The organism is Brevibacterium ammoniilyticum (genome assembly GCF_038429965.1).
Classification (GTDB): Bacteria; Actinomycetota; Actinomycetes; order Actinomycetales; family Brevibacteriaceae; genus Brevibacterium; species Brevibacterium ammoniilyticum.
In genome coordinates this window covers 1-24,134 of record NZ_BAABNP010000001.1, presented here as the reverse complement: position 1 = coordinate 24,134, position 24,134 = coordinate 1, and the positions used below count along the sequence as shown (strand labels likewise).

Genomic DNA, 24,134 nt, shown 5'->3' with positions numbered 1-24,134 from the left:
CATGACTGCTGCAGCTGAGAACACGACCGCCGACTCCCACGCCGACGACCTCCTCGCGGGCCTCAACCCCCGCCAGCGCGAGGCCGTCGTCCACACGGGCTCCCCCCTGCTCATCGTCGCCGGAGCCGGCTCCGGCAAGACCACGGTGCTCACCCGCCGCATCGCCTACGCCCTGGCCACGGGGCGGGCGCATCCGGGCGAGGTGCTCGCGATCACCTTCACGAACAAGGCGGCGAAGGAGATGGCCGAACGCGTCTCCGCGATCGTCGGTCCCGCCTCCCGGTCGATGTGGGTCTCGACGTTCCACTCCTCATGCGTGCGCATCCTCCGCCGGGAGGCGAAGACTCTGGGGATGAAGTCGAACTTCACGATCTACGACGCCCAGGACGCCCAGCGCCTCGTCGCGCAGATCCTCAAGGAGCTCGGCCTCGATTCGAAGAAGTACGCTCCCCGGGCGATGCTCCACCGGATCTCGAACCTCAAGAACGAGCTGCTCACCGCCGACGACTTCGTCCCCCGGCCCAACAATCCCGCCGACGAGGTGCTCGCCGACGTCTTCCGCCGCTACACCGCGCGTCTGCGGCTGGCCAACGCCTTCGACTTCGACGACCTCATCGCCGAGACCGTCCACCTCTTCGGGGCCTTCCCCGAGGTCGCCGACCACTACCGGCGCCGGTTCCGCCACATCCTCGTCGACGAGTACCAGGACACGAACCCCGCACAGTACGCGCTCATCCGCGCACTCGCCGGTGACGGGGCGGGCGGGGCGAACGGGGCCGAGCTCACGGTCGTCGGCGACGCCGACCAGTCGATCTACGCCTTCCGCGGGGCGACGGTGCGCAACATCGTCGAGTTCGAACAGGACTTCCCCGCCGCCGAGGTCGTCCTCCTCGAGCAGAACTACCGGTCGACGCAGAACATCCTCGACGCCGCGAACGCGGTGATCGCGAACAACCAGGACCGCAAGGACAAGCGCCTGTGGACCTCCGAGGGCGGCGGGAAGCCGATCGTCGGCTGGGTCGCGGAGAACGAGCAGGCCGAGGCCCGTTTCGTCGTCGACCGCATCGACGAGCTCATCGACGAGGAGAAGTACACGTATGGGGACTTCGCCGTCTTCTACCGCACGAACGCGCAGTCCCGGGCGATCGAGGACGCGCTCGTGCGCTCGGGCATCCCGTACAAGGTCGTCGGCGGCACCCGGTTCTATGAGCGCAAGGAGATCAAGGACGCGCTCGCGTACCTGCGCGTCATCGCCAATCCCGCCGACGACGTCAACCTCCGCCGCATCCTCAACGTGCCCAAACGCTCGATCGGGGATCGCACGGAGGGCATCATCGCCGATTTCGCCGACCGGGAGGGCATCAGCTTCTCCGCCGCCCTCGACCGTCTCGACGAGATCCCGCACCTGCCCGCGCGTGCCCAGTCCGCGGTGAAGAAGTTCGCCGATCTCCTCAAGGACCTCGGCCAGACCGCCGAGGCGGCTCCCGTCTCCCGGGTCATCGAGGCGATCCTCGAGCAGAGCGGCTACCTCGAGTCCCTGCAGAAGAGCACGGACCCGCAGGACGAGTCCCGGGTGGACAACCTCGCCGAGCTCGTCGCCGTCGCCGAGGACTTCGTCGCCACCCGTGCGGCAGTCCCCGCCGAGGCGGGCACCGAGGCGGTCGTCGAGTCGGGGGCGGACGCTGGCTCGCAGTCGGACGCTGGCTCGCAGTCGGACGCTGGCTCGCAGTCGGACGCTGACTCGCAGTCGGACGCTGACTCGGGGGCGGGCGCTGAGTCGGGGTCGGGCGCCGCGGCCGGGTCGGACGCTGCAACCGCCGACGCCGAACCGTCCGAGGCCGAGCCGACGGAGGCCGAGCCGGTGGAAGCAGGCGCGGGCGAGGCGACGATCGATGCGTTCCTCGAACAGGTGGCACTGGCCTCGGACACCGACCAGATCCCCGACGCCGAACTCGGCCAGGTCACCCTCATGACCCTGCACACCGCGAAGGGCCTCGAGTTCCCCGTCGTCTTCCTCACCGGACTCGAGGACGGCGGCTTCCCGCACGCCCGATCGTTCGAGAACCCGAGCGAACTCTCCGAGGAGCGCCGGCTCGCCTACGTCGGTCTCACCCGGGCCAGGCAGCGCCTGCTCGTCACGCGCGCCGAGACGCGCAGCATGTGGGGCCAGCCGCAGTACAACCCGCCGAGTCGCTTCCTCACGGAGATCCCCGAGAACCTCATCGAGTGGGAGAGCACAGGCAGCTTCTCCTCGGCGCTCGGCAGCGGAGGCGGCTTCAGCGGCGGCGGCTACGGCAGCGGTTACGGATCGCGCGCAAGCTTCGGCAGCGGGTCCTCACGCAGCACCGGGTCCTCCCGCGCCTCGCGGTCCTCGAGCTCCTCGTCGGCGGGCTTCCCGAACCGGATCCGACCCAACCGGGAGGTCATCTCGGTGACCGTCGGCGAGAAGGTCTCACACGAGTCCTTCGGCCTCGGCACCGTCACCGAGGTCAACGGCACCGGGGACAAGACCGTCGCCGTCGTCGACTTCGGATCCGCGGGCACGAAGCGCCTCCTGCTCCGCTACGCGCCCGTCGAGAAACTCAGCTGACTCCGGCCGTCGCTCGACTCCGGGCGGCCCGTCGGACTCGGGCGGCCGCGGGACTCGGGCGACCCCCGGAAGGGCGCGTGTGCCCCGGAGACGACGAAGCTCCGAGGTGATCGCTCACCTCGGCGCTCATCCATGCCGGACGCGGCTATGGATCGAAGGTCATTCGTTGCCGATGGCTCCATCGGCACCGTCGCGACCCTGGTTGATCTGGTCTTCGAACTTGCCGCCGGTCAGGTTGTTGGCGGCGTTCGAGGCGCCGTCGAGTCCCTGGTCGCTGAGCTCTTCGCCCTTATCGCTATTCAAGGCGTCCTTGGCTTTGTTGGTCAGGTCATCAAATCCCATGCTGTCTCCTTTCATCGGAAGAGGTCCTCTCGGACCTCCTGACGCAGACCACGATGCCACCTCTGGCGCGCGAGGGAACCGGAGGGCCCGGTTTTCACAGGGACCTCTCAACGTAACGCTCATTCGGCGGACGGTAACTTACCTCACAGTGCAATGACTGCGCAGTGACCCGCACGTGACCCGGCCGCAGCGATTGCGCTGTCCTCCGGTCGGCTTCCCAGAATGTGAGTTCCCCGGAGTGTGAACTCACCGGGACGTGAGCTCACGGGAACTCGAGCCCGCTGCGACCTGGGCTCACCGGGACTGCGGCACGGCGAAGGCGAGGAGGATGAGGAGTCCGGCGAAGATGACGCACGTGAGGATGTCGACGCCGCGGGACCGGTTGACCCAGTACTCGCCCCACGGCGAGGGCATCGCCCGCATGAGCGCGAGCCCCGCGGGAACGGCGGCGAGCACGATCGCCGCGAGCCGGAAGTCGATGAACGCGCAGGCGGCCGCGACGATGATCGCGAGCAGGCATCCCAGCAGCACCCAGTCCTTGGAGTCCGGATGCGAGTAGCGGCGCTTCCAGTAGATCCAGCGCTTGGCGAGCGCCCCTCTCCCCCGCCGGGCATGGCGGGGGGAGGTGCTGGTGCGCTCAGTGGAAGAAATGGCGGCTCCCGGTCAGGTAGAGGGAGACGCCGGCAGCCTCGGCGGCGGCGATGACCTCGTCGTCGCGGATCGATCCGCCCGGCTGGACGACGGCCCTGACTCCGGCGTCGAGGAGGATCTGGAGTCCGTCGGCGAACGGGAAGAATGCGTCGGAGGCGGCGACGGAACCGGCCGCGCGCTCGGCTCCGGCGCGTTCGACGGCGAGCTTCGCGGAGTCGACCCGGTTGACCTGGCCCATGCCCACACCCACCGAGGCTCCGTGCTTGGCGAGCAGGATCGCGTTCGACTTCACGGCCCGGCACGCCTTCCAGGCGAACTCGAGATCGGCGATCACGGCGGCGTCGGCTGCGGGACCGGCCGCCAGCGTCCACACCTCGGGGCTGTCACCCTCGGCCTGGAAGACGTCCCGATCCTGGATGAGGAACCCACCGGTGATCTGCGTGAGCTCCTCGGCCGGGAAGTCGACCTCGCCGAGTTCGATGAGGCGGAGGTTCTTCTTCGCCGAGAGGATCTCGAGCGCGTCGGGCGAGAACGAGGGAGCCGCGAGGCATTCGGTGAAGATCGGCCTGATCGATTCGGCGAGCTCCGCATCGACTTCTCGGTTGACGGCGATGACACCGCCGTAGGCCGAGAGCGGATCGGAGGCGTGCGCGGCACGGTGTGCCTCGGCCGCGGTCTCGCCGACGGCGATGCCGCACGGATTGGCATGCTTGATGATCGCCACGGCCGGCTGGTCGAAGTCGAAGGCGGCGCGGATCGCGGCATCGGTGTCCGTGTAGTTGTTGTACGACATCGGCTTGCCGCCGAGCAGCCTCGCCCCGGCGATGCCGCGGGTGCCGTCGGTGTAGACGGCGGCCGCCTGGTGCGGGTTCTCCCCGTAGCGGAGGTCGGCGAGCTTGACCCCGGTGAGCCCGGCGAAGTCCGGCAGCTCCGTCTCCTGCGGCGCGGCGAGCTCGGCGGCGAACCACGAGGCGACGGCGGTGTCATAGGCGGCGGTGTGGGCGAACGCGCGGGCGGCGAAGGCGCGCCTGGCCGCGAGGTCGAAGCCCTCTCCCGCTGCCGCCTCGATCACGGCCGCATAGTCGTCCGGATCGGTGACGACGGTGACGGTGGGATGGTTCTTCGCCGCAGCCCTGACCATCGAGGGACCGCCGATGTCGATCTGCTCGATGCATTCGTCGAAGCCCGCACCGCTGGCGACGGTGTCCGCGAACGGGTAGAGGTTGACGACGACGAGGTCGAAGGGCTCGATCTCGAGGTCCTCGAGCTGGCCCAGATGCTCGGGTTTGCGGGAGTCGGCGAGGATGCCGGCATGCACGCGCGGGTGGAGGGTCTTGACCCGGCCCTCAAGGGTTTCGGGGAACCCTGTGAGCTCTTCGACCGGGGTGACGTCGACGCCGGCCTCGGCGATCCGGGACGCCGTCGATCCCGTGGAGACGATCTCGACGCCGGCTGCCGAAAGTCCGCGGGCGAGCTCCGTGAGTCCGGTCTTGTCGTAGACGCTGATGAGCGCTCGCCTGATCGCGCGGGTTCCTGTCACTGGTCCTCCTTGAGGGTTCTGGTCGTGATCTGTTCGGTCTGGGCGGGCGGATATCCCGTGACGTGTCGCCCGTCGAGGATGAGGTCGTGGACGGCGAGGAAGCCCAAGAGCCGGACGACCTCCTCGCGTTCCCGCTTCTTGATGCGCTCATGCACACTCGCCTCGGTGTCACCGTCGATGACGGGGACGGGGAACTGCGTGATGATCGGGCCCGTGTCGACGCCGGAGTCGACGAGGTGGATGGTTCCGCCCGTGACCTTGACTCCGTGGGCGAGGGCGTCGCGGACGCCGTGGGAGCCGGGGAAGGACGGCAGCAGGGCCGGGTGGGTGTTGATGATCCGGTCGGGGAAGGCCGCGACGAACTCGGGCCCGAGGATGCGCATGAACCCGGCGGAGACGACCCAGTCGGGGGCGTAGGCGGCGACGGTCTCGCGCAGTCGGATGTTCCACTCGGAGCGGTCGGCGCAGTCGCGGGGGGCGAGGACGAAGTCGGGGATGCCGGCCGTGCGTGCCCTCTCGAGGACCCCGGCCGATTGGGAGTCCGAGCCGATCGCGGCGATCTCAACATCCGCCTCGGCGATGTCGGGACCGGTGAAAGCGTCGATGACGGCCTGGGTGAGAGTACCTGAGCCGGAGGCCAGCAGAACGATGCGCACGGAGACATTCTATCCTCGCCGGGTTCGGGCCACGGACTCGGCACCGGGCTCCGACGGCACCACCGCCGAGGCGTTTGTCAGTCGACTGTGACAAAATGCAACGGTGACGTCACCGAACAGCACCGAAGAGAAGAACGCCCCGACTCCGGAAGAGGAGAGGCAGGCCGCGCCGGCCCGGCACGGACTCATCCTCGTCCTCCTCGTCCTCGCGGCGGTGCTGACGTTCACCTACCCGCTGCCCTTCAAGCTCGCCGCCGCCGGCTTCGCGGTCGCCGCGATCGTCTGGTCGGTCCGCTACATCATCGCCGTCGTGCGAGCCAAGCAGCGGCGCAGCATCTCGCTCGGCATCCTCGGCGGACTGCTCAGCCTCTACCTCATCTTCTCCACACTGTCCTCCGTCGTGCTCTGGCCGATCCAGACGAAGTACGAGGAATGCGTTCGCGACGCGATCACCCAGCAGGCCGAACTCTCGTGTGCCAGCGGCTACGAAGAGGGCCTGAGCGCGTGGTTCAAGCAGATCACCGGCCAGGACCTCAACCTTCCCGGGTCGAACTGAGGCTCGTCGCCCGAGGTCTCCGCGGTGCCGACTCAGCGGTCGTCGTGTGCCGCTAACTCCGACTCGTCGTACTGCATGTGCGAGAGCTTCGTGAGCACGAGGCCGATCGCCGTTCCCAGGCTCAGCCAGGCCGTGACGGCGACCGCTGCGAACACCGGCGACGGTCCGAAGGCCGCGAGCCCCAGCGGTCCGATCGCGCCGTAGGCGAAGAGCGCCACCGTCTCGCAGGCGATGAGGATGAGACCTGCGGCGATGCCGACTCCCGTCCATGAGGCTGCGTACACCCGACCGGCATGCGTGCGTCCGATCACGACGCAACCGAGACCGAGGACGACGAGAAGCACCGGTGCCGCCGTCGTCCACACGGGGTAGTCGCCGGTGAGCAGCTGCAGGACGGGAACGTCGGGAACCGGCCCGGTGACCGCGACGAACGCCGAGGACAGGCCCCCGGCACCGATGCTCACACCGGAGCCCGCGACCCACGAGAGCGCACCGAAGAGCGCACCGGGAGCGAAGAGCAGCTGCACGACGATGAGCCCGATGCCCGCGGACAACGGTGAGCTGTAGGACTCCATGGACTCCGTGAGGTCGCTCCAGCGCAGTGCCAGGCCGACGCCGATGACGACGACCGCGAGCGCGAGGGCGCCGAAGAGCAGGCGCTTGGCCAGGGCACGCGCGGCCTCCCAGACCTCGGCGTCGAGCGCACCCAGCCAGGGAACGTCGACGACGCCGCGGGCGCGGACATAGCCGAAGGCGAAGGCCGTGCCGAGCAGGGCGACGAGGCGCAGCACCCCGAACGGATCGACGACGGCCGTGCCGACGATGAGCGCCAGGGCGATGAGCGGCCCCGCATAGCCCAGCGCGAAGCCGGTCAGCGCCATCGTGCAGGTGGCCCACCAGGGAGTCTCCTCCCCCGACGAGGTGGGGTGCGGTTCGGCGTCCGAGAGCTCCGAGACGATCCGGGTCGCTCCGGAGGAAACCAGGAGCCACACGCCCACGGTGACGAGGCTCGGGGCGAGAGAGAACTCGAATCCGATCGTCGTCACGCTCAGTCCGTGGACGAGCGCCCACAGCGCGAACGCCCACTCGGGGATGATCGAGTAGTCGAGCTGGGCACCGAGGCCGACGATCCAGAAGACGGTCGCTGCGACGAACGCCGAGGGGACGACGATGAGGTCGAGGCGGAAGGCTTCGACCAGGCCCACGAGGACGGGATGGCGGGTGGCGCTCTGAGGTGGAGAAGTGTGCATCGCTTCCATTTTCGCTGACGACAAGCGCACATTGCGGTATTGACCGCGCGAAACTCATGTCTGGGACGTACAATTGCGCCAGGACGCGCGTGTCGGAAGTTAAGGAAGCAGCCAGCGATGAGCAATGGGAACGACGAACAGAATGTTCCGCCCCCACCGAACGATCCTCCGAACCGATCGGGCAGCGGCGAGAGCGCTGCCGACGGCAACGGGGTGAGCGATTCCGGTTCCGGACCGGAGCGCAGCACGAACGGCGACGAGACCGTCGCAATGCCCAGCCCGTTCTCCTCCGACCGCGGCGAGGACGGACCGTCACAGTCCGACGGCGCCCCCGAGCCGAACGGCGCAGCCCAGGGCGGCGAACGCTCCTTCGGCAGCGACGCCCCTCCCTTCTCCGCCCCCGGTTCCGCGCAGTCACAGGCGCAGAACCAGTCGCAGGCGCAGAACCAGCCCCCGGCATCCGGTGGCGCTCCCGGCCAGGGACCCCAGTCGGCCCCGCAGTTCGGCGGCCCGCAGCAGGGTGGACCCCAGCAGAACGAGCCGCAGCAGAATGGCCCGCAGTACGGGCCACCGCAGGGCGGCCCCCAGCAGGGCGGTGCCCAGCAGAGCGGACCGCAGTACGGCGGCGACCAGTTCGGCGCGCCCCAGTACCCGGGTGAGCAGGCCACGAGCCGCTACCCGGCCGTGCCCGAGCAGAACGGGCCGCAGCAGAACGGCCCGTACCAGAACCAGTCCGGCCCCTACCAGGGACAGCACGACCCGTACCAGTCCGGACCGCAGCAGACCGGTTCGGGTCCGCGCACCGGCTCGGGTCCCGGCTCGTCCCAGGCGATTCCGCAGCCGGCACCGGCCCCCGGATTCGCCGGCGGAGCGGCCACGGCCACCCGCGCGGAGTCCCGGGCACCGAAGAAGAAGGGCAAGCTCCCTCTCTTCATCGCCCTCGGCTCCGTGGTCCTAGTCCTCGTCCTCGTGCTTGTCGGCGTCCTCGTCGTCAACTCGGTGAACAAGAACAACTACGGACCGGACAAGGTCGCCGAGGACTACGTCGCGGCCCTGAACAAGGGCGACTTCGCCGCGGCGGAGAAGATCGCCCCCTCACCGCGGCCCGAGGGCACGAACCTCGACCTGCTCTCGACGAACTTCACCAAAGCCTCGGCGGCGAAGATCGAGAACGCGAAGGTCGAGTCCTCCAGCGTCGACGGTGACAACGGCAAGGTCACCGTCACCTACCAGCTCGACGGCGCGACCTACAACGTCGATCTCACGGCGAAGAAGGACGGCAAGCAGAACCTCTTCTTCGACAAGTGGTCGCTGGCCGGGCCCGCGCTCCACGTCATCTCCCTCGACGTTCCCGCCGCCGACGGTCTGACGATCAACGGCACGGACTACCAGGCGCAGGCAGGGACGACGGCATTCGCGGTCTACCCGGGCAACTACGAGTTCTCGATCCCCGCGAGCAAGTGGGTCTCGGAGGCCTCGGATACGGCTGCGGCGAACTTCCCGCAGGCGTACGCCCCCGGTGACCAGCCGACCGGCGATCAGGTCGCACCGCTCTCGCTCAACCTCGATCTCGCCCCCACTCCGGACTTCGAGAAGGAGGTCCAGAAGCAGGTCGATGCGGAGCTGAAGAAGTGCTTCGACAACAAGGACATCAAGCCCAAGTGCAAGTTCATCAAGTTCGATCCCACGCAGATCCCGGTCGGCGGCACGGACAAGAAGCTCGACGAACTCGCGAAGAAGAACACCGCGAAGTGGACCCTCAAGGAGTCGCCGAAGGTCAAGGCGTCGTTCGGCACCGGTGACCCCGGCACCGGATCGTTCTTCACCGAGAAGAACGGCAGCTTCGACTTCAGCGTCGAGGGCAAGCAGCGCGGATCCTCGTACTTCTCCAACGGGAACCCGCTGTCGGTCTCCGGCAGTGTGAAGATCGAAGGCGACAAGCTCACGGTCGAGTTCTTCGACTTCTGACCTCGCACCGCACCGATCGCCGGGACTCCGCACGGAGTCCCGGCGATCGGCGTTTCAGCCGAGATCGAAGCGCTGCGGCGCCGGCACCGCCGCGGCCGCCTCGAACCAGCGGCCTGCGGCCATGACGACGCCGTCGGCGAAGCGCCTCCCGGCGATCTGCACCCCGATCGTGCGTCCGTCGTCCGTGAAGCCCGCGTGCACGGAGGCGGCAGGCTGTTCGGACATGTTGAAGGGCATCGTGAAGCCGATGTGGCCCATGGGCTGCGAGACGTCCGGGTAGGGCATCGGCTGTTCGGCGGGGAACGCGGCATCCGGCGCCACCGGGGAGAGCACGAGGTCGAGGTCCGCCGTCGCCGCCACGGTGCGCCGCCGGATCTCCTGCACACTGTGGTAGCAGTCCATGAGCCTCGTCCCCGTCACATCGGCCCCGCCCTGCGCCCACGCCCGGATGTAGGGCAGGATGAGCGCCTGCTCGGCGATCGGGAGGCCCCGGAGGTCGTTCCACGACCGGACCCGCCAGAACAGGTCCATGTCCGCCAGCAGCGCGTCGTCGATGAATGGGTCGATCGGCACGATCTCGGCACCGGCGGCACGGAACCGCTCGGCCGCCTCGGCGACGACCGCCAGGGTCTCCGGTGACGCCGGCACGCCGCAGCCGGCGTCGAGGTGGAGTCCGATGCGCAGACCGGCGGGGTCGAAGTCGGCACCCGCCTCGTCCCGGGGGTCGTCGACGGCGAGCGCCGGCAGTCGGGTCCAGTCGCGGTCATCGGGTGCCGAGATCACGCTCATCGCCAGGGCGACGTCGGCCATGGTGCGGGCGAGCGGCCCCGCACAGCGGCCCATGTACGGGGCATCGAGGGGCACCCGGCCGAAGCTCGGTTTGAGTCCGGCGAGCCCGAGCCACGTGCACGGCAGGCGGATCGACCCGCCGATGTCGGAGCCGATGTGGATGGGTCCGTAGCCCGCGGCCGCCGCGGCCCCGGCTCCCGCACTCGACCCGCCCGTGGTCAGGGTCGGGTCGAGCGGGGACCGGGTGATGCCGTGGAGGGAGGAGACTCCGGAGGACAGCATCCCCCAGTCCGGCATCGTCGTCGACCCGACGATGATCGCCCCGGCTTCTTCGAGACGCTGGGTGATCGGGGCGTCGTGGTCGGCCACGGGCATCTCGACCCACGCATGGCCCGAGGGCATCGGCACTCCCCTGCGGGCGATGTTCTCCTTGATCGTCACCGGCACCCCGTCGAGCCCGCCGCGCTGCCGGCCGGTCTCCCAGCGGCGGGCCGCCGCCTCGGCGGCCGTGGTCGAGCGCGCGTCGTCGCGGTGGTGGAGGGCGTTGACGACCGGTTCGCAGGCATCCATGCGCGCGTGCACGTCGGCGAGCACCTCGAGCGGCGTGAACGTCCCCGCGGCGAATCCGGCGCTCATCGCTGCGGCGCTGAGGTCGGCCAGGGTCGTGCCAGGCTCCGTCGTCGTCATCTCATCCTCCCGATGGTTCCCGGGCCTCACCCGGTCGCAAGCGCGGCGGCGAGGTTGGGGGTCGCCGCGATGAGGCTCTTCGTATACTCCTCGCGCGGTTGGTCGTAGACCGCCTCCGTCTCTCCCGCCTCGACGATGCGTCCGTCCTTCATGACGATGACCTCGGAGCACAGGTGCCTGACGACGCCGAGGTCGTGGGAGACGAAGAGCAGGGTGAGCGCGTAGTCGTCGACCAAGTCGGTGAGCAGGTTGAGCACCTGGGCACGGACGGAGACGTCGAGCGCGGAGACCGGTTCGTCGGCGACGAGGATCTGCGGCCGGGTGATGAGCGCCCGGGCGATCGAGATCCGCTGCCGCTGCCCACCGGAGAACTGGTGAGGGTAGCGGCGCATCGACGCGGGGTCGAGGTCGACGGCGTCGAGCATCGCCTCGACCTCGCTCAGGCGGGCCTCACGTCCCACGCCCTTGGCGACGAGGGGCTCCGCGACGATGTCTTCGACCCGCATCCGCGGGTCGAGGGAGGCGAAGGGGTCCTGGAAGACGATCTGGAGGTTCTCGCGCAGTCGCCGCAGGCCCGCGGCGGACGCGGATTCGACGGCGATGTCGCCGACCCGCACATGCCCGGCGCTCGGCTGGTCGAGGCCGGAGAGGATGTTCAGCAGCGTCGACTTCCCCGAGCCGGACTCCCCGACGATGCCCAGGCGCTGACCGCGCCGCACCGTGAAGCTCACCTCGTCGAGGGCCTGCACCGGCGCTTTGCGGCGCAGCACCAGTCCCCCGGGACGGTAGATCTTCGACACTCCCGCCACCTCGATGAGCGGAGGTGCGCCCGGTGGGTCCTCCCCCGCCGAGGCGGTCGTGTCCTCGTTGGTCAGCCCGGTCCCCGCCGAGGCGGTGCTGCGAGGGCGGGTCACCGCCGGCTCGCCCTCGCCGGGTCCCGAGTAGTCCCCCGCGGTGCGCAGGGTGAACAGCTTCCCGTCCGCATCGGTGGCCGCGAGGTCCGAGGAGGCGAGGAGTCCACGGGTGTAGGGGTTCTGCGGGGCGGTGAAGATCGCCTCGACGTCCCCGGTCTCGACGATGCGCCCCTGGTACATGACGATGACGCGTTCGCACATGCCGGCGACGACGGCGAGGTCGTGGGTGATGAAGAGCAGGCCCGCGTCGACGGCATTGACACGTTCGGAGATGAGGTCGAGCATCTGCTTCTGGACGGTGACGTCGAGCGCGGTCGTCGGTTCGTCGCAGATGAGCAGGCGCGGCGTGTTCGCCAGGGCGATCGCGAGCATGACGCGCTGCCTCTGCCCGCCGGAGAGCTGGTGCGGGTAGGCGAACCGAGCGCTGTCGGGATCGGGCATGCGCACGCTGACGAGGAGCTCCCGGACCCGGGCCGGGATCGCAGCGCGGGGGACGCTGCCGTGGAGGCGGAGCACTTCGGCGATCTGATCGCCCACCCGCATGAGCGGGTTGAGGGCGCTCATCGGCTCCTGGAAGACCATCGAGACGAGGTCCGAGCGCATCCGGGCGAGCCGCTTCTCCTTCGCCGTGAGCACGTTGCCGGCGAAGCCTGCGACCGTCACCGTCCCGCTCGCGTGCAGCTCTTCGGGGAGGAGACCCATGATCGAGGCCGCGGTCAGCGACTTGCCGGACCCGGATTCGCCGATGAGCCCGACCCGCTCCCCCGCACGGATGGAAAGGGACACGGAGTCGAGGACGGGGGTCGGCGACCCGGCCGGGGTGATCGTGAGGTCGGTGACGTCGACGAGCGTCTCGGCCATCTCAGCGCACCTCCATCTTCGGGTCGAAGCGGTCGCGGAGTCCGTCGCCGAGGAGGTTGAACCCGAGGACGGCGAGCGCGATGAACAGCCCCGGCCACAGGGCCAGCTCGGGCTGGCTGGCGAGGAACTGCTGGGACTCCTGGAGCATCCGCCCCCATGAGGGCACCGGGGCCTGCGTGCCGAGGCCGAGGAAGGACAGTCCCGCCTCGGCGAGGACGGAGAGGGCGAACGTCACCGAAGCCTGGACGATGACCATGCCGGCGATGTTCGGCAGCACATGGACGACCGCGATCGCGGCGGCACTGCGGTTGGCCGCCCGGGCGGCGCGGACGTATTCGGAGCCGAGCACCTGCATCGTCCCCGAGCGGGCGACCCGCGCGAACCCGGGGATCGAGGCGATGCCGACGGCGAGCATCGCCGGTCCCGTGCCCGGCTGGGTGACGGCGGCGAAGATGATCGCCAGGAGCAGCGCGGGGAAGGCGAGGAGGATGTCGTTGGCGCGCATGATGAGCGCACTCAGCCACATGCCCCACCGGTACTGGGCGAAGACCGCGGCGAGGATGCCGATCGGGGTGCCGATGAGCAGGGCGATGCCGACGGCGACGAGGCCGACCATGAGGGTGATCCTCGCCCCGTACATGATCCACGTCAGGGTGTCCCGGCCGAACTGGTCGGTGCCGAAGGGATGGTCGGGGCTGCCCGAGAGCAGGCGCTGCGTCGGGTCGATCGCGGCCGGATCGTACGGGGTCCAGACGAAGGAGACCACGGCGAGGAGGACGACGAGTGAGACGAGGACGGCGCCGATGACCATCGGCGCCCCGATCCGCCGTCGCGACCGGGCGCGGGTGCGCGGCGCGCTCATGCCGCGCTCCGCAGTCTGGGGTCGATGACCGGGTAGAGGAGGTCGACTGTGAAGTTGATGATGAGCACGAGCACGATGAGGACCATGACGATGCCCTGGACGGCGACGAGGTCGCGGTTGGACACGGCGCGGACGAGTTCGGAGCCGATGCCGGGGATGACGAAGATCTGCTCGATGACCACGGCGCCGACGAGCAGGGTCGCCAACTGGACTCCGGCGACCGTGATGACGGGGATCGCGGCGTTGCGCAGTCCGTGCCGGAAGAGAGCCCGCGAGCGGGTCAGCCCTTTCGCACGGGCGGTGCGGATGAAGTCCTCACGCATGACGTCGAGCACGGCCGACCGCACGTAGCGGGTGAGGATCGCCGCCTGGACGAGGGCGAGGGAGACGACGGGCAGCACGAGTCGGGCGAGGAACCCTCCGAACCCCTCGATCGGTGCCATCCACCCCTGCGAGGGGAACCAGCCCAGGGTGAGCGAGAAGACCATGACGAGGAGGATCGCTGCGAGGAAGTTCGGCACCGCGATCCCGACCTGGCTGAGCGCGGAGATCGTCGACCCCACCCAGGTGCGCTGTTCGAGGGCGGCGACGGTGCCCAAGGGCACGGCGATGAGCACGGCGAGGATGATCGATGCGATGACGAGGATGAGGGTGACCTGGACGCTGTCGACGATGACCGGGGTGATCGGGGCGCCCGTGACATACGAGGTCCCGAAGTCCCCGCGCAGCATCCCGCCCAGCCAGTCGAGGTAGCGCACGAGCGGAGGCTGGTCGAGACCGTACTGGGCTTCGAGTGCGGCCACGGCCTCCGGGGTGGCGTTCGTGCCCAAAGCCACCTGCGCGGCATTGCCGGGCAGGACGCTCATGAGCGCGAACACCGCCACCGAGGCGACGAGGAGGGAGAGCAGGAACTGGACGAGCCGACCGAGGATGTAGGCGATCATGGTCGGCGCAGGTCAGTTCCAGCTGAGGTCGGCGATGCGGAAGGCATCCGAGACGCGGTTGGCGGGGATGCCAGCGATGTCGGCCTTCGCGACGACGAGGTTGGGGAAGAGGAAGAGGAAGTCCGCGGCGGCGTCCTCGGTGATCGTCCGGGCGATGTCCTTCATCCCGGAGATGTACTCCTCCTCCGTACCCGTGTCGGCCTTCTCCGCGAGCGCCTTGATCTTCTCATCGTCGTAGCCGGTGTAGTAATCCGAGGAGAAGACCGTGAGCAGATCCCGGGGTTCGGCGTGGTTGATCACCGACATGTCGTATTCGTGCTTCGTGAACGTCTTGTCGAGCCACACCGCGGGGAACTCCTGCGTCTCGATCTTCGCCTTGAGTCCCACTTCGTTCAGCTGCGAGGACACGATCTCGGAGATCGCCTTGGCGTACGGGAGGTTGGGGACGGTGAAGGCGAACTCCTTCCCCTCGAGTCCCGCCTCCTTCACAAGGTCCTTCGCCTTCTGCGGGTCGTACGGCCACACCCCGGTGAGGTCCTCGTAATAGGGATCGGTCGGGGGAACCATCGAGCCGATGAGCTCTCCGTAGCCGGCCCACGCGGTGTCGAGCACGGCCTTGCGGTCGATCGCGTACATCACCGCTTCGCGGGCCCGCTTGTCGGTGAAGATCCCCTCGGCATTGTTCATCGACAGCACGACCTCGCCGTTCGTCGTGCCCGAGATGATCTGGTAATCAGCGCTCTGGAAGTCCCCGGCGAGTTCCGGGGCCTGGAGGTTCGAGACGATGTCGATCTCTCCGGACTTCAGCGCATTGGCGGCCGACACCGCGTCCTTGAAGTACTTGAACTCGACGTTCTTCACCGCCGGCGCCTCACCCCAGTAGTCGCCCCTGGCGGCGAAGTCGATCGACTGTCCGCGGGTGAACTTCTCGATCGTGTACGGTCCGGTGCCGATCGCCTGATTCGCGAGATCCCCGGTGCCTTCGGTGTCGAAGACCGCGCCGACGAGGGTGGTGAGGTTGAACAGCCACTGGTTCGAGGGCTTGGCCAGGGTGATCTCGACGGTCTTCTCGTCGGGGGTCGCGATCGAGTCGACGACGTCCATCTTCGCCTTGAGCGCGTTCTTCCAGTCGCTCTTGACCCGCTCGTAGGAGAATTTCACGTCCTCACTCGTCAGGTCGGCCCCGTTGGAGAACTTCACGCCGTCACGGAGGGTGAAGGTGTAGGTCTTCCGGTCCTGCGAGACCGTCCAGTCCTCGGCGAGCGCCGGCTGGACCTTGCCTGATTCGTCGAGCCGGACGAGGGACTCGTACACGTTCTCCATGAGCGCCTCGGGGATGGCCACTCCCGAGGTCGAGGTGAAGTCGAGGTTGACGGGTTCGGCGGTGAATGCGATCGCCATCGAGTCCTTCTGCTCATCGTCTCCGGGCGACGAGGCGCCGGCCGAGCAGGCGGAGAGGACAAGGGCAAGGGCCGCTGCTGCTGCGCCCAGAAGGGCGGTGCGCGGAATCGTCATGGTTCACCTCGTAGTTCGTCAACGCCCATCGGCTCGCTCAGTCTAACCGAGAAGACCCTGTGAAGATGTGTCCATGATCACATCGTGAGCCGCTGACCGGGAACGGTGTCGCCGAGGCGGCAAGGGGCGCTCAGAGTCCCGTCTGCTCGGCGAGGATGGCGGCAAGGCCGTCGAAGGCGATCCGCCGATGCGAGCGGGCGTTCTTCTCCTCGGGCGTCATCTGCGCCGCGCTCTTCGTCGACCCTGCGGGAACGAAGATCGGGTCGTAGCCGAAGCCGCCCTCACCGGCCGGGGCGGCGGCGAGGTGTCCGGGCATCGCCCCTTCGGCGACGAACTCGCGGCCGTCGGGGGTCACCGCGGCAGCCGCGCAGCGGAACTGCGCACCGCGGTGCTCCTCGGCGATGTCGCCGAGCTGCGCGAGGAGGAGTTCGAGGTTGGCCCGGTCGTCGCCATGGCGCCCGGCCCAGCGGGCGGAGAAGATCCCGGGAGCCCCGCCGAGCACGTCGACGGCGATCCCGGAGTCGTCGGCGATCGCGGTCAGGCCGGTGGCCACGGCGGCGGCGCGCGCTTTGATGAGCGCGTTCTCGGCGAACGTCACCCCGGTCTCGGGGACGTCGGCGAGTCCCGCCTCGGCGGCGGTGCGGATCTCGGTGTCCTCACCGAGGACGGGAAGGAGGATCTGGAGGAGCTCGCGCTTCTTCTTCTCGTTGCGGGTGGCGAGGACGAACGTCGTCATCGGGCCAGGACTTCGGCCTGGAGTGCGGTGAGGTCGGTGCAGCCCTTCGCGGCGAGGTCGAGCAGGGCCGAGAGCTCGTCGCGGTCGAAGGGGGCGCCTTCGGCGGTGCCCTGGACTTCGATGAACTTGCCCGACCCGGTCATGACGACGTTCATGTCGGTCTCGGCGCGGGAGTCCTCGACGTAGGGCAGGTCGAGGAGGGGCTGGCCGTCGATGATGCCGACGCTGATCGCGGCGACGGAGTCGGTCAGGGGCTTGTTGGCGGCGGGGATGATCCCCGATGAGCGGCCCTTGTCGATGGCGTCGGCCATGGCGACGTAGGCGCCTGTGATCGACGCGGTGCGGGTTCCGCCGTCGGCCTGGAGGACATCGCAGTCGAGGACGAGGGTGTTCTCGCCGAGCTTCGTCATGTCGATGACGGCCCGCAGGCTGCGTCCGATGAGGCGGGAGATCTCGTGGGTGCGTCCACCGAGCTTGCCCTTGACGGATTCGCGGGTGCTGCGGGAGTCCGTGGCGCGCGGGAGCATCGCGTACTCGGCGGTCACCCAGCCGCGGCCTTGGCCCTTGAGCCAGCGCGGCACCCCTTCGGTCAGGGAGGCGGCGCAGAGCACACGCGTGTTGCCGAACTCGATGAGCGCCGACCCCTCGGCCGTCGTGATCCAGTTGCGGGTGATCCGCACATCGCGGAGCTCATCCGCTGCTCGTCCGTCTGCGCGTGCCATGCTCGCCCTTCCTGTCGGTGTCGTCTCCCCGGTGGCGCTCACACGCTCCACCAGGCTTCGGGTTTGGCCAGTTCGATGGGTCCGCGGTACTCTCCTGCGGCTTCCCCGCGCACGATCGTGCAGTCGGTCCACACCGGGATGTGGGTGAGCACGAGGGAGCGGACGTCGGCGTTCGTCGCCACGCGGCCGGCGCGGCGTCCGGTGAGGTGGACGCCGCGGGATGAGTCCCTGCCCTCCTGGAAGGCGGCTTCGCAGAGGAAGAGGTCGGCGTCGCGGGCGGCCTCGACGAGGTTCTCGCACTCGTCGGTGTCGCCGGAGTAGACGATGACGGATCCTTTTGCGTCGGTGATCCGCACCGCGTAGGTCTCCACGGGGTGGTCGACGAGGAAGGCCTCGAGGGTGAGCGAGCCCACCTGCCAGACCAGGCGATGGTCGAGGTCGACGAACTCGAAGGCCCGGGAGAAGTCCGTGTCCTCACAGCCTCCGGCCGTCGGGGACTTCCCCGGATCGGTGTGGTAGGCCCGGGTCAGGCGCTCCTGGGCGCCTGCGGGGGCGTAGACGGCGGTGCGGGTGCGGATCGTGCCGGTGTCGGTGACGTCGCCGGAGAAGAAGCGCGGATCGTAGCTGTGGCGCACGTAGAAGCCGAGCATGTCCATGCAGTGGTCGGGGTGGAGGTGGCTGAGCACGACCGCGGAGATCGAGTCGAGGTCGATCGCCCGCTGCAGAGGGGTCAGCGCCCCGGAGCCGAGGTCGAGGACGACGCGGGTCGGCTTCTCCTCCTCGGTCTCGACGAGGTAGCAGCTGGCTGAGGAGCCGGGTCCGGGGAAGGATCCGGCGGTGCCCAAGGCGGTGAGTTTCATTCGTCGTCATCCCCCTGCATCTCGGAGAGCAGGGTCATCGTCAGTCGGTCCTGAATCCAGGTCAGGAAGTCGTACAGGGTCAGGGTGAGCTCTTCGGACTCGTCGAGGTCGCCGCGGTGGGCGTACTTGTCCTCCTGCGCCTCCTCGGTGTCGATGCCCAGGCGCACGGCGAGGACGAGCCGGAGATCGTTGAGTCCCTTCATCCACGCGAGCACTTCGTCTCGGCTCAGCGTGATCGCCGCGCCTCGCCGGAGTCCCGCGACGATGATGCGCACATTGTGGGCCTTCGCCTGGGCGAGGTCGAACTCGGTGAGGCGGCGGAACTCGGCCGAGCGCTCCTCGTCGAGGGGATCGACGTCGGGGAAGAGTCGCAGCAGCGCCGGGTCCTCGGGGCGGGGACGGTCGACGAGCCCGAGACGGGCCTCCCAGTTCTCCGAGTCGGGTCGCCCTTCGGCGTCCTCGTCCTCGGCGAGCAGGGCTGCAAGGTCGGTGAAGACGGTGAGCATGAGGGAGCGTTCGTTGTCCTCGAGTCTGAGGACGACGTCGTCCCCACGAGCGTCGATGGCTGCCATGCGTCAGTCGGATCCTGATTCGGGTTGGCACGCGGCCCACAGGCCGAATTCGTGCATCGCCTGGGTGTCGCGCTCCATCTCCTCGCGACCGCCGGTGGCGACGACGGAGCGGCCCTTCTCGTGGACTTCGAGCATGAGCGTGTGGGCCTTCTCCGCCGAATAGCCGAAGTAGGACTGGAAGACGTAGCTGACATAGCTCATGAGATTGACCGGGTCGTTGAAGACCACGGTCTTCCATGGCCGCGCCTGATCCAGGGCGGTCCGGACGCCGACGTCCGGCTCCAGAACAGGGGTCGTTGGATTGCTCACGTTTCCACAATACGGCAGATCCGTGATGCTGTCGTGACGTAGGATCACGCCTATGAGTGATCTCACACGCATCGATTCCACTGCGTTCTTCACCGATCAGTACGAGCTGACCATGGTGCAGGCCGCCTTGAGGTCCGGGGCCGCTCACCGGCCCAGCCTCTTCGAGGTCTTCGGACGCAGCCTGCCGGCGGGCCGCCGCTACGGGGTCGTCGCTGGCACGGGCCGGATCCTCGAGATGCTCTCGGACTTCCGCTTCGACGACGAGGAGCTCTCGTTCCTCAGCCGGGAGCGCATCGTCGACGCGCATACGATCGACTGGCTGGCGAACTACCGGTTCCGGGGCACGATCCGCGGCTATGCCGAAGGCGAGATCTACTTCCCCGGCTCTCCCCTGCTCACGATCGAGTCGAGCTTCGCCGAGGGCGTCATCCTGGAGACCCTCATCCTCTCCGCTCTCAACTACGACTGCGCGGTCGCCTCGGCGGCCTCCCGCATGGCGCAGGCGGCCGGGGACCGGCCGTGCGCGGAGATGGGCGGGCGGCGGACCAACGAGCATGCGGCGGTCGCGGCCGCCCGGGCCGCGGTCATCGGCGGCTTCGCGTCGACGTCGAACCTCGCAGCCGGTCTGCGCTACGGGCTGCCGACGATCGGCACCTCCGCGCACTCGTTCACCCTCCTCCACGACTCCGAGCGGGAGGCCTTCGCCGCCCAGCTCGAGTCGCTGGGCACGGACACGACCCTGCTGCTCGACACCTACGATGTCGAGGAGGCTCTGAAGACGGCGATCGAGCTCGCCGGCCCCCGCCTCGGCGGGGTGCGCATCGATTCGGGCGACCTCATCGAGCAGGCGAGCGAGGTCCGGGCGGGACTCGACCGCCTCGGGGCGAAGGACACGACGATCACGGTGACCAGCGACCTCGACGAGTACGCGATCGCCGCACTCGCCGCCTCCCCCGTCGACGCCTACGGCGTGGGCACCCGCGTCGTCACCGGCTCGGGTGCTCCGGCGGCGGGACTCGTCTACAAGCTCGTGGCCCGCGCGGACGAATCGGGCACGTGGACGGCGGTGGCGAAGAACTCCACCGGCAAACCCTCACGCGGCGGTCATAAGGAGGCGAGGCGGCTCATCGACGGGGCGATCGCCGTCGAGGAGGCCGTGGGCATCCCCGACCTGCCCGATGACCTCGACGACGGTCGTCGGCTCTCGGTCGACCTCGTCGTCGGCGGGGAGATCGACCGCTCGTTCACGGGTGCCGGCGGTGTGAAGAAGGCCTGCGCCCGGCATGACGAGTCGTTGGCGGAGCTGCCGCGGTCGGCGCGCCGCCTGCAGGACGGGGAGCCGGCGATCCCCACGGTGTTCTACACGAACTGAGCCGCGTTCGGCTCGAGCCGCGGTCGGCTCGAACCCAGCCCGGCTCACTTCTGGCCGACGAACCAGCCCTGGAGGCGCTTGATCCGGGCTTGGATCTGCTCCCGGGTGGCCTGGGCGACGGCCGGGCCCCCGCACGCCTTGCGGAGTTCGACGTGGACGGTCTTGTGCGGTTTGCCCGTGCGCCGCGACCATGCGCCGACGAGGCTCTGGAGCTGGTTGCGCTCCTCCTTCATCGCCCGGTGCTCGAGTTCGCTCGTGTGCGTCTCGGGCGCCGGTGGGGCGGCGGCGGTCTTGCGCTGGGCCTGCCTGGCCTGCTGGGTGCGCAGGAGTTCGTGGACCTGGTCGGGTTCGAGGAGGCCGGGGATGCCGATGAAGTCGAGTTCGTCCTCCGAGCCGATCGCCCCGCCGGTGCCGAATTCGCCGCCGTCGAAGAGGACCCGGTCGAAGAGCGCTTCCGCGCCGAGGGCCTCGAAGGATCCGAGCTGATCGGAGGCGCCCTCGTTCCGGTTGGCCGCTTCGAGCGCCTGGTCGTCGAAGACGACGACGTCGTTCTCGTCCTCGGTCTTCGGCCGGTCGAGGGCGTGGTCGCGTTCGACCTCCATCGTGTTGGCCAGGGCGAGGAGGATCGGGACGGAGGGCAGGAACACCGAGGCCGTCTCTCCGCGTTTGCGGGCGCGCACGAAGCGTCCGATGGCCTGGGCGAAGAAGAGCGGGGTCGAGGACGAGGTCGCGTAGACCCCGACGCACAGGCGGGGGACGTCGACGCCTTCGGAGACCATGCGCACCGCGACCATCCAGCGGTCCGTCGAGTTCTGGAACTCCTCGATGCGCGCCGAGGCGCCGGCTTCGTCGGAGAGGACGACCGTGGGCCGCTCCCCCGTGATCTCACGCAGCACCTTCGCATACGCGCGGGCGGCGTCCTGGTCGGTGGCGATGACGAGGCCGCCGGCGTCGGGCACGGTGCGGCGCACCTCGGTGAGCCGGATGTCTGCGGCCTTGAGCACGGCGGGGATCCAGTCGCCGGCAGGGTCGAGGGCGGTGCGCCAGGCCTGGGAGTTGATGTCCTTCGTCGTCTCCTCACCGAGGACGTGGGACATCTCGTCGCCGGCCTTCGTCCGCCATGACATGGCGCCGGCGTAGGCGAGGAAGAGGACCGGGCGGACCACGAAGTCCTTGAGGGCGCGGCCGTAGCCGTACGAGTAGTCGGCCACCGAGGTGCGGATGCCCTCGTCGTCGGGAGCGTAGGTGACGAACGGGATCGGCGAGGTGTCGGACCGGAACGGGGTGCCCGTCAGCGAGAGCCTTCGCACCGCGGGTCCGAAGGCCTCACGGACGGCGTCGCCCCACGAGAGCGCATCGCCGGCGTGGTGGACCTCGTCGAGGATGACGAGGGTGCGGCCGGCGGCCGTGCGGTTGTGGTGGAGGACGGGCTTCGCGGCGACCTGGGCATAGGTGAGCGCCACACCGTGGTAGCCGGGAGCATGCTTGCCCTGGGAGTTCCTGAAGTGGGGGTCGAGCTTGATGCCGACGCGGGCCGCGGAGTCCGCCCACTGCACCTTGAGGTGTTCGGTGGGGGCGACGACGGTGACGCGGTTGACGACGCGCTGGGCGAGCAGTTCGGCGGCCAGGCGCAGAGCGAACGTGGTCTTGCCGGCGCCCGGGGTCGCGACTGCGAGGAAGTCCTTCGGCTGGTCGCGGAAGTAGAGTTCGAGGGCCTCGGCCTGCCAGGCGCGCAGCTTGCCGGCCGTTCCCCACGCGGCGCGCTCGGGGAAGGCCGGTGAGAGCTGTTCGGCGGCGGAGGTCCCGGGGAGACGTTCCGCAGCCATCTACTCCTTGGGTCCTTCAGGCATCGATTCGAAGATCTCTTTGCACTTCGGGCACACGGGGAAGCGCTCGGGGTCGCGGGTGGGGACCCACACCTTTCCGCACAGGGCGATGAGCGGCGTCCCGGTGACCATGGATTCCATGATCTTGTCCTTGGGCGCGTAGTGGCTGAAGCGCTCGTGGTCGCCCGGTTCGACGAGCTGCTCGGTCGCTTCGCGCTCGATCGTGGCTGAACCGCCTGATGATGGATAGGTCATGGCTCCATTGTAGTTCCCTAGAATGGGAACCATGGATCGGTCCCACGAGTATTCGCTCACAGAGCGCTACCGCGAGCTCAGCGACGACATCGCTGCGGCCGTCGCCGTGGTCTCGGCGAGGCGGGGCACCACGGCGCACGCGATCACGGTCGATTCGTTCCTCGACGTCTCCTATGATCCGCCGACGATGGCGGTGAGCATCTATTCGGGGTCGCGGATGATGGAGACACTGGAGATGAGCGAGCACTTCGCGATCTCCGTGCTCGCCTCCGAGCAGCGGGATCTCTCCGAGCGCCTCGGTGCGACCGGGCAGCCTCTCTACGGGGCGCTGGCCGGCGTCGACCACTCCCCTGCGCCGCGGTCGGGGCAGCCGATCATCGGCGGGGCGGTCGCGTGGTTCGAGCTGCGGACGGTCGACATCCTCACGGTGGCGACGCACAGTCTCGTCGTCGGCGAGGTCGTGGCCCTCGGGGCGAGTCCGGGCAGCGGGCAGAGCCGGCCGCTGCTGCGCTGGCGGAAGGCGTACGGCACGATCGGTCCGCGCTGAGACGAGTCGCCGGCCTGACCAGGACCGTTAGACTCCGACCATGGAGCTTGCACAGATCTGGCCGCCCTTCGGCCTGCGCATCACCACCGCCGATATGGAGCTCGCCCCGACCCGGGAAGCGGACTACGGGGAGCTTGCGGAGATCGCCCGCGGCGGTGTGCGCCGCGACGGGGTCCAGGCGTTCCTCGTCGATTGGGATTCGGGCACCGATGAGGAGATCGCCCGCTCGATCGCCCAGTACCAGTGGGGCACACGGGCGAACTACCGCACGGAGGACTGGACTCTCGAGTTCACGGTGCGGGTCAACGGCCGCGTGGTCGGCGTGCAGGGCATCAGCGCGACGGACTATCCGCAGACGCTGTCGGTCACGACCGGGTCCTGGCTGGCCCTCACGGAGCAGGGTCGGGGCTTCGGCACACGGATGCGTCGCGCCCTCCTCACGGCGTGCGCCGAGTACTTCGACACCCGGGTGTTCCATACCGCGTATGTCGAGGGCAATGATGCGAGTCGTCGGGTCTCGGAGAAGCTCGGGTACCGGCCCAATGGTGAGAAGCTCATCGTCGTCCAGGACGGTCAGGCACATCGTGAGCACCAGCTCGTGCTCGACGCAGCTGATCTCGTCCGCGATGAGGGGGTCGGGATCACCGGCGCCGAGGCGGTCCGCCGTTTCCTCGGCCTCGACGCCGGCTGACCGCCGAGGTCCAGGCTGCCGCTCTGGTTGCGGGGTCGTGAATGCAAAAAGTGGGGGCACCCCTTGAAGGAGTGCCCCCACCCGAAGAATATTGCGGCAGTCACTTACTCTCCCACAAC

The 24,134-nt window shown here is 68.9% G+C and carries 23 protein-coding genes; 6 read left to right on the top strand and 17 right to left on the bottom strand.

Features of this window, described 5'->3' with window-relative positions:
* Position 1: 1 nt before the first annotated feature.
* Complete coding sequence (locus AAHA49_RS00115; protein WP_342036766.1) at positions 2-2,590, top strand: UvrD-helicase domain-containing protein; 2,589 nt, start codon at positions 2-4, stop codon at positions 2,588-2,590.
* Between the two features lie 159 nt (positions 2,591-2,749).
* Here the strand turns inward: AAHA49_RS00115 and AAHA49_RS00110 are convergent, their stop codons facing one another.
* The 4 genes from AAHA49_RS00110 to purN all read right to left on the bottom strand — a co-directional run bounded on the left by AAHA49_RS00110 (position 2,750) and on the right by purN (position 5,779).
* Positions 2,750-2,932, bottom strand: a complete 183-nt coding sequence (locus AAHA49_RS00110) for an antitoxin (RefSeq protein ID WP_339393978.1) — start codon at positions 2,930-2,932, stop codon at positions 2,750-2,752.
* Between the two features lie 294 nt (positions 2,933-3,226).
* Positions 3,227-3,463, bottom strand: coding sequence for a hypothetical protein (locus tag AAHA49_RS00105; protein WP_339393977.1), 237 nt, complete (start codon positions 3,461-3,463; stop codon positions 3,227-3,229).
* A gap of 106 nt (positions 3,464-3,569) precedes the next feature.
* Positions 3,570-5,123, bottom strand: a complete 1,554-nt coding sequence (gene purH, locus AAHA49_RS00100; protein WP_339393976.1) for a bifunctional phosphoribosylaminoimidazolecarboxamide formyltransferase/IMP cyclohydrolase — start codon at positions 5,121-5,123, stop codon at positions 3,570-3,572.
* Complete coding sequence (gene purN, locus AAHA49_RS00095) at positions 5,120-5,779, bottom strand: phosphoribosylglycinamide formyltransferase (protein WP_339393975.1); 660 nt, start codon at positions 5,777-5,779, stop codon at positions 5,120-5,122. Before purN ends, purH begins: the two co-directional genes overlap by 4 nt.
* Before the next feature lie 103 nt (positions 5,780-5,882).
* On the opposite strand from purN, the gene AAHA49_RS00090 reads away from it, so the two are divergent.
* The gene (locus AAHA49_RS00090) at positions 5,883-6,335 is read left to right on the top strand and encodes a hypothetical protein (RefSeq protein WP_339393974.1); all 453 of its coding nucleotides are present in this window, start codon (positions 5,883-5,885) and stop codon (positions 6,333-6,335) included.
* 32 nt (positions 6,336-6,367) lie between these two features.
* Here the strand turns inward: AAHA49_RS00090 and AAHA49_RS00085 are convergent, their stop codons facing one another.
* Positions 6,368-7,585, bottom strand: a complete 1,218-nt coding sequence (locus AAHA49_RS00085) for a cell division protein PerM (protein ID WP_339393973.1) — start codon at positions 7,583-7,585, stop codon at positions 6,368-6,370.
* A 117-nt stretch (positions 7,586-7,702) separates the two neighbouring features.
* Between AAHA49_RS00085 and AAHA49_RS00080 the strand changes: the two genes are divergently transcribed.
* On the top strand, positions 7,703-9,553 hold the full coding sequence (locus AAHA49_RS00080; protein WP_342036765.1) for a hypothetical protein: 1,851 nt from the start codon (positions 7,703-7,705) through the stop codon (positions 9,551-9,553).
* 54 nt (positions 9,554-9,607) lie between these two features.
* Here the strand turns inward: AAHA49_RS00080 and AAHA49_RS00075 are convergent, their stop codons facing one another.
* From AAHA49_RS00075 to clpS, 10 genes are all read right to left on the bottom strand, one after another.
* The gene (locus AAHA49_RS00075) at positions 9,608-11,029 is read right to left on the bottom strand and encodes an amidase (RefSeq protein ID WP_339393971.1); all 1,422 of its coding nucleotides are present in this window, start codon (positions 11,027-11,029) and stop codon (positions 9,608-9,610) included.
* Positions 11,030-11,055: 26 nt separating this feature from the next.
* Positions 11,056-12,804, bottom strand: coding sequence for a dipeptide ABC transporter ATP-binding protein (locus tag AAHA49_RS00070; RefSeq protein ID WP_339393970.1), 1,749 nt, complete (start codon positions 12,802-12,804; stop codon positions 11,056-11,058).
* 1 nt (position 12,805) lies between these two features.
* Positions 12,806-13,666, bottom strand: coding sequence for an ABC transporter permease (locus AAHA49_RS00065; RefSeq protein ID WP_339393969.1), 861 nt, complete (start codon positions 13,664-13,666; stop codon positions 12,806-12,808).
* Positions 13,663-14,610, bottom strand: a complete 948-nt coding sequence (locus AAHA49_RS00060; protein ID WP_339393968.1) for an ABC transporter permease — start codon at positions 14,608-14,610, stop codon at positions 13,663-13,665. The genes AAHA49_RS00065 and AAHA49_RS00060 overlap by 4 nt, the downstream gene beginning before the upstream one ends.
* Before the next feature lie 12 nt (positions 14,611-14,622).
* Complete coding sequence (locus tag AAHA49_RS00055; RefSeq protein ID WP_339393967.1) at positions 14,623-16,125, bottom strand: ABC transporter substrate-binding protein; 1,503 nt, start codon at positions 16,123-16,125, stop codon at positions 14,623-14,625.
* Positions 16,126-16,255: 130 nt separating this feature from the next.
* Positions 16,256-16,861 carry an RdgB/HAM1 family non-canonical purine NTP pyrophosphatase gene (gene rdgB / locus AAHA49_RS00050; protein ID WP_339393966.1) on the bottom strand — a complete coding sequence of 202 codons (606 nt, stop codon included), beginning with the start codon at positions 16,859-16,861 and terminating at the stop codon, positions 16,256-16,258.
* Complete coding sequence (gene rph, locus AAHA49_RS00045; protein WP_339393965.1) at positions 16,858-17,583, bottom strand: ribonuclease PH; 726 nt, start codon at positions 17,581-17,583, stop codon at positions 16,858-16,860. Before rph ends, rdgB begins: the two co-directional genes overlap by 4 nt.
* Before the next feature lie 38 nt (positions 17,584-17,621).
* On the bottom strand, positions 17,622-18,443 hold the full coding sequence (locus AAHA49_RS00040) for an MBL fold metallo-hydrolase (RefSeq protein ID WP_339393964.1): 822 nt from the start codon (positions 18,441-18,443) through the stop codon (positions 17,622-17,624).
* Complete coding sequence (locus AAHA49_RS00035; RefSeq protein WP_339393963.1) at positions 18,440-19,015, bottom strand: DUF2017 family protein; 576 nt, start codon at positions 19,013-19,015, stop codon at positions 18,440-18,442. The genes AAHA49_RS00040 and AAHA49_RS00035 overlap by 4 nt, the downstream gene beginning before the upstream one ends.
* A gap of 3 nt (positions 19,016-19,018) precedes the next feature.
* The gene (clpS, locus tag AAHA49_RS00030; RefSeq protein ID WP_339393962.1) at positions 19,019-19,324 is read right to left on the bottom strand and encodes an ATP-dependent Clp protease adapter ClpS; all 306 of its coding nucleotides are present in this window, start codon (positions 19,322-19,324) and stop codon (positions 19,019-19,021) included.
* Between the two features lie 52 nt (positions 19,325-19,376).
* Here clpS and AAHA49_RS00025 point away from each other — a divergent pair, with 52 nt between their 5' ends.
* Complete coding sequence (locus AAHA49_RS00025; protein ID WP_339393960.1) at positions 19,377-20,696, top strand: nicotinate phosphoribosyltransferase; 1,320 nt, start codon at positions 19,377-19,379, stop codon at positions 20,694-20,696.
* A gap of 44 nt (positions 20,697-20,740) precedes the next feature.
* On the opposite strand, the gene AAHA49_RS00020 is transcribed toward AAHA49_RS00025, so the two are convergent.
* Together AAHA49_RS00020 and AAHA49_RS00015 are read right to left on the bottom strand one after the other, a co-directional pair.
* Complete coding sequence (locus AAHA49_RS00020) at positions 20,741-22,522, bottom strand: DEAD/DEAH box helicase (RefSeq protein ID WP_339393959.1); 1,782 nt, start codon at positions 22,520-22,522, stop codon at positions 20,741-20,743.
* Positions 22,523-22,777, bottom strand: a complete 255-nt coding sequence (locus AAHA49_RS00015) for a DUF3039 domain-containing protein (protein ID WP_339393958.1) — start codon at positions 22,775-22,777, stop codon at positions 22,523-22,525.
* A gap of 31 nt (positions 22,778-22,808) precedes the next feature.
* On the opposite strand from AAHA49_RS00015, the gene AAHA49_RS00010 reads away from it, so the two are divergent.
* Together AAHA49_RS00010 and AAHA49_RS00005 are read left to right on the top strand one after the other, a co-directional pair.
* Positions 22,809-23,324, top strand: a complete 516-nt coding sequence (locus tag AAHA49_RS00010; protein WP_342036764.1) for a flavin reductase family protein — start codon at positions 22,809-22,811, stop codon at positions 23,322-23,324.
* Positions 23,325-23,364: 40 nt separating this feature from the next.
* On the top strand, positions 23,365-24,015 hold the full coding sequence (locus tag AAHA49_RS00005) for a GNAT family N-acetyltransferase (protein WP_339393956.1): 651 nt from the start codon (positions 23,365-23,367) through the stop codon (positions 24,013-24,015).
* The last annotated feature ends 119 nt before the right edge of the window (positions 24,016-24,134 follow it).

Coding starts and splice junctions, on each gene's coding strand:
- AAHA49_RS00115 (WP_342036766.1), top strand. CDS start 2: ATGACTGCTGCAGCTGAGAACACGACCGCCGACTCCCACGCCGACGAC.
- AAHA49_RS00110 (WP_339393978.1), bottom strand. CDS start 2,932: ATGGGATTTGATGACCTGACCAACAAAGCCAAGGACGCCTTGAATAGC.
- AAHA49_RS00085 (WP_339393973.1), bottom strand. CDS start 7,585: ATGCACACTTCTCCACCTCAGAGCGCCACCCGCCATCCCGTCCTCGTG.
- AAHA49_RS00080 (WP_342036765.1), top strand. CDS start 7,703: ATGAGCAATGGGAACGACGAACAGAATGTTCCGCCCCCACCGAACGAT.
- AAHA49_RS00075 (WP_339393971.1), bottom strand. CDS start 11,029: ATGACGACGACGGAGCCTGGCACGACCCTGGCCGACCTCAGCGCCGCA.
- AAHA49_RS00070 (WP_339393970.1), bottom strand. CDS start 12,804: ATGGCCGAGACGCTCGTCGACGTCACCGACCTCACGATCACCCCGGCC.
- AAHA49_RS00065 (WP_339393969.1), bottom strand. CDS start 13,666: ATGAGCGCGCCGCGCACCCGCGCCCGGTCGCGACGGCGGATCGGGGCG.
- AAHA49_RS00060 (WP_339393968.1), bottom strand. CDS start 14,610: ATGATCGCCTACATCCTCGGTCGGCTCGTCCAGTTCCTGCTCTCCCTC.
- AAHA49_RS00055 (WP_339393967.1), bottom strand. CDS start 16,125: ATGACGATTCCGCGCACCGCCCTTCTGGGCGCAGCAGCAGCGGCCCTT.
- rdgB (WP_339393966.1), bottom strand. CDS start 16,861: ATGACGACGTTCGTCCTCGCCACCCGCAACGAGAAGAAGAAGCGCGAG.
- rph (WP_339393965.1), bottom strand. CDS start 17,583: ATGGCACGCGCAGACGGACGAGCAGCGGATGAGCTCCGCGATGTGCGG.
- AAHA49_RS00040 (WP_339393964.1), bottom strand. CDS start 18,443: ATGAAACTCACCGCCTTGGGCACCGCCGGATCCTTCCCCGGACCCGGC.
- AAHA49_RS00035 (WP_339393963.1), bottom strand. CDS start 19,015: ATGGCAGCCATCGACGCTCGTGGGGACGACGTCGTCCTCAGACTCGAG.
- AAHA49_RS00025 (WP_339393960.1), top strand. CDS start 19,377: ATGAGTGATCTCACACGCATCGATTCCACTGCGTTCTTCACCGATCAG.
- AAHA49_RS00020 (WP_339393959.1), bottom strand. CDS start 22,522: ATGGCTGCGGAACGTCTCCCCGGGACCTCCGCCGCCGAACAGCTCTCA.
- AAHA49_RS00015 (WP_339393958.1), bottom strand. CDS start 22,777: ATGACCTATCCATCATCAGGCGGTTCAGCCACGATCGAGCGCGAAGCG.
- AAHA49_RS00010 (WP_342036764.1), top strand. CDS start 22,809: ATGGATCGGTCCCACGAGTATTCGCTCACAGAGCGCTACCGCGAGCTC.
- AAHA49_RS00005 (WP_339393956.1), top strand. CDS start 23,365: ATGGAGCTTGCACAGATCTGGCCGCCCTTCGGCCTGCGCATCACCACC.